3 protein-coding genes are annotated in these 5,124 nt (G+C 71.1%); 2 read left to right on the top strand and 1 reads right to left on the bottom strand.

Features of this window, described 5'->3' with window-relative positions; all coding sequences use genetic code 11:
- The first annotated feature begins 103 nt into the window (after nt 1-103).
- Nucleotides 104-2,827 (top strand): AAA family ATPase, encoded by a 2,724-nt coding sequence (locus ACFVM3_RS41770; protein WP_378445448.1) that lies wholly within the window; start codon nt 104-106, stop codon nt 2,825-2,827.
- A gap of 97 nt (nt 2,828-2,924) precedes the next feature.
- Complete coding sequence (locus ACFVM3_RS41765; protein WP_378445446.1) at nt 2,925-3,296, top strand: YciI family protein; 372 nt, start codon at nt 2,925-2,927, stop codon at nt 3,294-3,296.
- Between the two features lie 75 nt (nt 3,297-3,371).
- Here the strand turns inward: ACFVM3_RS41765 and ACFVM3_RS41760 are convergent, their stop codons facing one another.
- Nucleotides 3,372-4,502 (bottom strand): hypothetical protein, encoded by a 1,131-nt coding sequence (locus ACFVM3_RS41760; RefSeq protein WP_378445444.1) that lies wholly within the window; start codon nt 4,500-4,502, stop codon nt 3,372-3,374.
- Between the last annotated feature and the right edge of the window lie 622 nt (nt 4,503-5,124).

The following is a 5,124-nucleotide window of genomic DNA, read 5'->3' as shown; positions in this document are numbered from 1 at the left end:
CGCGACCAGCCCAAACAGACAGAAACCCAGCCACAGACAGAAACCCAAGACCACCAACCCACGACCCCGACGAACAGGTTAAAACTCAAGCTAGGGTGACCGCATGTCGCTGGTGGGAAGGGACGTCGAGCTGACGCGGATCCGACGTCTGCTGACGAACGCGCGCGACGCCCGTAGTGGCGTGCTGACGCTCAGGGGCGCGGCGGGTATCGGGAAATCGGTCCTGCTCGACCACGCCGTGTCGATCGCCGAAGCCGAGGGCATACGAGTGGTCCGCGGCGCGGGGATCGAGTCCGACTCCGAACTCGCGTATGGCGGCCTGCACCAACTCCTGTTCCCCCACCTGGATCGACTGGACGCCTTGCCCGCTCCCCAGGCCATGGCGCTGCGGTGCGCTTTCGGCCTGGCGGAGGGAGACGAAGCCAACCGGTTCCTGATCTCCGCCGGTACCCTGTCGTTGCTCGCCGATCTGGCCGAGGACGCCCCGCTGCTGTGCGTGGTCGACGACCTGCAATGGCTCGACCAGGGTTCCGTGGAGGCGCTGTTGTTCGCGGCCCGCCGCTTCGTGGCCGACCCGATCGCGCTGCTGTTCGCGGTGCGCGAGACGTCGGCGCCGTTCGAGATCGCCGGCGTCGAGGTGGTGGACCTGTCCGGCCTCACCGCGCCCGACGCCGCCCTGCTGCTGGACGACCACGCGCCGGAACTCGTCGGGCCGGTGCGGACGCGGGTCCTCGCGGAGTCCGGTGGCAACCCACTGGCGATCATCGAACTCGGGGCTTCGCGGCTCGCGGCACGCGATGCCGACGAGTCCGACCCTGCCGAGCAGGTCGGCCCGCTGCCCGTGACCCGCCGCGTGCAGGAGACGTTCCGCCGCCAGATCGTCGAGCTTCCCGAACCCACCCAACGCGCGCTTCTCGCGGCGGCGGCCGACACGGCGGCGCCGCTCGCGACGATCCTGCACGTGATCGAAGCCCTCGGTGGCGCCCCCGACGACCTGGCGCCCGCCGAACGCGACCGGTTGCTCCGGATCGACAGCCGGGTCACGTTCCGTCACCCTCTGGTACGGGCGGCCGCCTATCAGGACGCGCCGCTGCACCGGCGGATCGAGGTCCATCGCGCGTACGCCGAAGCGCTGCGCGCGGACGCCGATGCCGACCGCCGGGCCTGGCACCTCGCCGCCGCGACCACCACTCCCGACGAGGCGGTGGCCGCCGAACTCGAAGGTGTGGCGGAGCGGGCCTGGCACCGGGGCGGCGCGATGGCCGTGTGCGCCGCCTACGACCGCGCCGGCAGGCTCAGCGCCGACCGGGAGCGGAAGGCCCGGCGCATCGTCCTCGCCAGTCAGGCCGCGTTCGACGCGGGCAAGGCCGACCGCGCCGCCCGGTTGGCGGCCGAAGCGCTCGCGCTCACCACCGACGTCGGCGTCCGGGCCGACGCCATCTACACCCGTGGTGCCGTGGAGTACGAACGCACCTCCCCGCGTGCCGACGCGGAGCTGACGCTCGACGCCGCCGCGCTGGTGCGCGACACCGATCCGGAGCGCGCCGCGCTCACGCTCTACGAGGCCGCGCACGCCGCCCGGCACGGCGCGGCGCACGACCTCCTGCAGCGTGCGGCGGAGCTGATGCGCGGGTTTCCGCCGCCGGAGCACTGGGCACCGGTGATCGCCGCCCTTCTCGGCTGGGCGGAACTCTTCGCCGGACGTCCGGAGGCGGCCGTCGGACCGATGCGCGCTCTCTGCACCGCCTCACCCGGTGGCGGAAACGACCTGATGCTGCGCATCACGGCTGCGCTCGGCGGGCTCATGCTGACGGACGACGACGACGTCGTCGCCGGGACCGAGGACATGCTGGCCGGGGCGCGGGCCACCGGAACGTTGGGGTGGGTCCCGTACCTGCTGAACGTGCTCGCCGTGGCGCGGCTGTTCCGCGGTGAGTTCGCGGACGCCCGCGCGTGTGTGGCGGAAGGCGCGTCCGTGAGCGCAGAACTCGGGAACACGACCGAGCGTCTGGCACACCGGTCGGTCGAGGTGTGGCTACACGCCGTTTCGGGTGACGAGCCGCGCTGCCGGGCTCTTGCCGACGAGGTGCTCGCGCGTGCCCGAACCCGGCACCGGGTCAACGCCGAGATCGCGGACTGGGGTCTCGGCATGCTCGACCTTTCCGCACGGCGGTTCGGGGAGGCGCTCGACCGGCTCGAGGCAGTTTTCCGGGGACCTGCGAGCCGAGACGTCCTGGTCCGTGCGGTGCCGGACCTGGTGGAGGCCGCCGTGCGCGGCGGCGAGCCGGATCGCGCCCGCGAACCGCTGGCGGCGTTCCTGCACTGGGCCGAACACGTCGACCGTCCGGTCGCCACCGGACTCGCACTGCGCTGCCGGGCCTTGCTGGCCGATGACGGCGACGCCGGCGCGCTGTACGCCGAGGCGCTGCGGCTCCAAGAACGGCACGGCGGCCCCTATGAGCGTGCCCGTACCCAGCTGGTCTACGGCGAGTGGCTGCGCCGCCAGCGCCGCCGTACCGAGGCCCGCGCCCATCTCGCGGCGGCGGTGTCCGCGTTCGAGGATCTCGGCGCGGAGCTCTGGGCCGAGCGTGCGCGCGGTGAGCTGGCCGCCTTCGGCGAGCGGAGCGACGAACCTCGGCGCAGCGGCCCGCTCACCCTGCTGACCCCGCAGGAGCTGCAGGTCGTACGGCTGGCCGCCGCCGGTCACACGAACAAGGAGATCGCCGCACAGCTCTTCCTCAGCCCCCGGACCGTCGGCCACCACCTCTACAAGGCGTACCCGAAACTCGGCGTGACCGGTCGCGCCGAGCTGGCGGGCCTCGTCTGACGGTCGTCGTTTCCCGGACACCAGTCACGATGACTGATACGTCGGCGGTGCGCAGCGCCTAGCGTTTCCGGCACACACCAAGGACGAGGAGACGACCATGACGCAGTACTTCCTGAGCCTCCCGCACGACTCCGCCGAGGAGACGACGATGGAGAACATGGACCCCGCGGAGCTGCAGGAGATGATGGCCGCGGTCGGCGCGTTCAACACCGCCGTCCAGGAGGCGGGCGCCTTCGTGACCGCCGGCGGTCTGCACCCGCCGTCGAGCGCTACCACGGTGGACTACACCGGCGACAGCCCCGTGCTCACTCCGGGCCCGTTCGTCGAGGCCAAGGAGTACCTCGGGGGCTTCTGGATCATCGAGGCCGAAAACGACGACGTCGCGATCGAATGGGCCAAGCAGGCTTCGCGTGCGCTGCGGAGCAGGGTCGAGGTCCGCGCACTGCAGGAAGCGCCGCCGCAGGACTGAACGGGACCGCACCGCCCGGACTCACTGTCGTGAGTGGCAAAGAGCGTTCTGACCTCTTTGCCACTCACGACCCCCTCAACGGCGGGCTCGGCCCGTCGCGGTGTCGATACGCTGTCGCTCGGCATCGCGGAGTTTCCGGTAGTACCCGGCTTTGGTCCGGTCGCCGACTTTGCCGGCCGCTTCGGCGGCGCTTTGCAACACCACCAAGGGAAGGCCGGGCACGTCGCGTGCCTGACGGTCCGCCTCGGCGAACACCGTCTCGGCCAACTCGCCCTCCGCGGAGCCTGCCAGCCGGAACAGCTCCTCCACGTACATCCGGCCCAGCCCCACCTCCGGCCATCCGGACACGCCTTCCAGGGCTCGGCGGCACTCGCGCAGCGCTTCCCAGGCGGCGTCGTGGTCACCTGCCTGGCGTTCCAGTCCGGCAAGGGTCTGCAAGGCCGACGCCGAATCCCGGCCGTCGGCCGCGAACGCCAGGCTCTCGCGCTGCGCTTGAGCCGCCTCGGCGAACGCCCCCAAGTCGGCCAGGTGGTAGCGGAGCCGGCCCAGTGTTTCCTTGTCCCGATCTCGACCGGCCGCCCACCGGTCCAGTTCCCGGCGGGTCAGTTCCCGGTCGCCGGTCAAGTGGGCGCGCTCGACCCAGGTGACCGGGTCCTCCGCGGCGGGATCCGCCGGGAAATGCGAGCGCTTGCGCCGCGACCACTTCGCCAGGTCTTCCTCGGCTACGCAGGGCCTGCCCGCCTCGTCGAGCAGCCGCTCCAGCACGGCGTCACGGTCGGCGTGGCCGCTGTCACGGACGAAGGCGGTGGTGACCCGTACTCCGGCGGCGAACAGGTGTTCAAGGTCGTAGCCACACCAGGTGTCGAAATTCGCCACCTTGATCTCCCAGTGCAGCCACACGTCCTCCACCTGCCGGTATTCGGCGAGCAGGAAACCGGCGAGCGCGGCCTCCTCGCTCAGTCCCTGGAACGGCGCCTCGTGACGGCACGACGCCTCCTGTCCGGCCAGCCACCGCACCAGCGGGAGATCTTCGGGACGGCGGTCGTATTGCAGCGCCCACAACACCTTCGCCCGCCGCACCGCGTTCCCGTCGCAGGTTTCGCCATCGGCGTCCGTCGCACGCTCATAACGCAACTCTCGCCACGCGTCGGACGATGCCCGCATCCGCTCCAACTCACGCCGCGCGCTCTCCATCACCTGAGACACAGCCAGCAGCCTTCAGCGTGTCCTGGGTGGAGTACGGCGCGGGGCAGTCGTGCGCTTCGCGGTCGTCGTCTTGCGCTGAGTCGTCGTGTGATGGGTCGTGGTGCGAGGGGTCGTCGTGCGCGTCGTGTCCGTCGTCGTGCTCCGGGTCGTGGTGGTCGACGGCGGCCGCGTCGTCGTCTCGACGAGGCCTGTCGCCGGGATCGTCGGCTTCGTCGACGGCACCACCTGACCCCGGCCCGCCCCGCCTCCGCCACACGCGCCGAGCAGCGCGACCGCGCCTATGACCAGGCCACACCACCACACTCGCATGGCCGGACCCTAACAGTCCGGCCAGCGCGAATCCGGCGAACGGCGAACCCCGGAGGGTCTCAGGTACCTACTGGCTTCGGCTTCGCTGATCGCGGGACCGCGGTCCGTGAAGGCCTCGGAACACACGCCTATAGCCCCAGTGGCCCCCACCAGTCACCACGATGGCGTGCGAAGGCCTCTGCCCCAAGTACCTGGACCCTTCACCGCGCTAGACGCAAGCAAGGGCCCCTTCACGTACTTCCAACAACCAAGGCACCAGAAAGCGTCGGTCGCTGGGGTCGTGAGTGGCGTTTCGGGTTAGAACCCGAAACGC

Source organism: Amycolatopsis sp. NPDC057786, from assembly GCF_042797905.1.
Classification (GTDB): domain Bacteria; phylum Actinomycetota; class Actinomycetes; order Mycobacteriales; family Pseudonocardiaceae; genus Amycolatopsis.
This window is presented reverse-complemented; position numbering and strand designations above follow the sequence as displayed.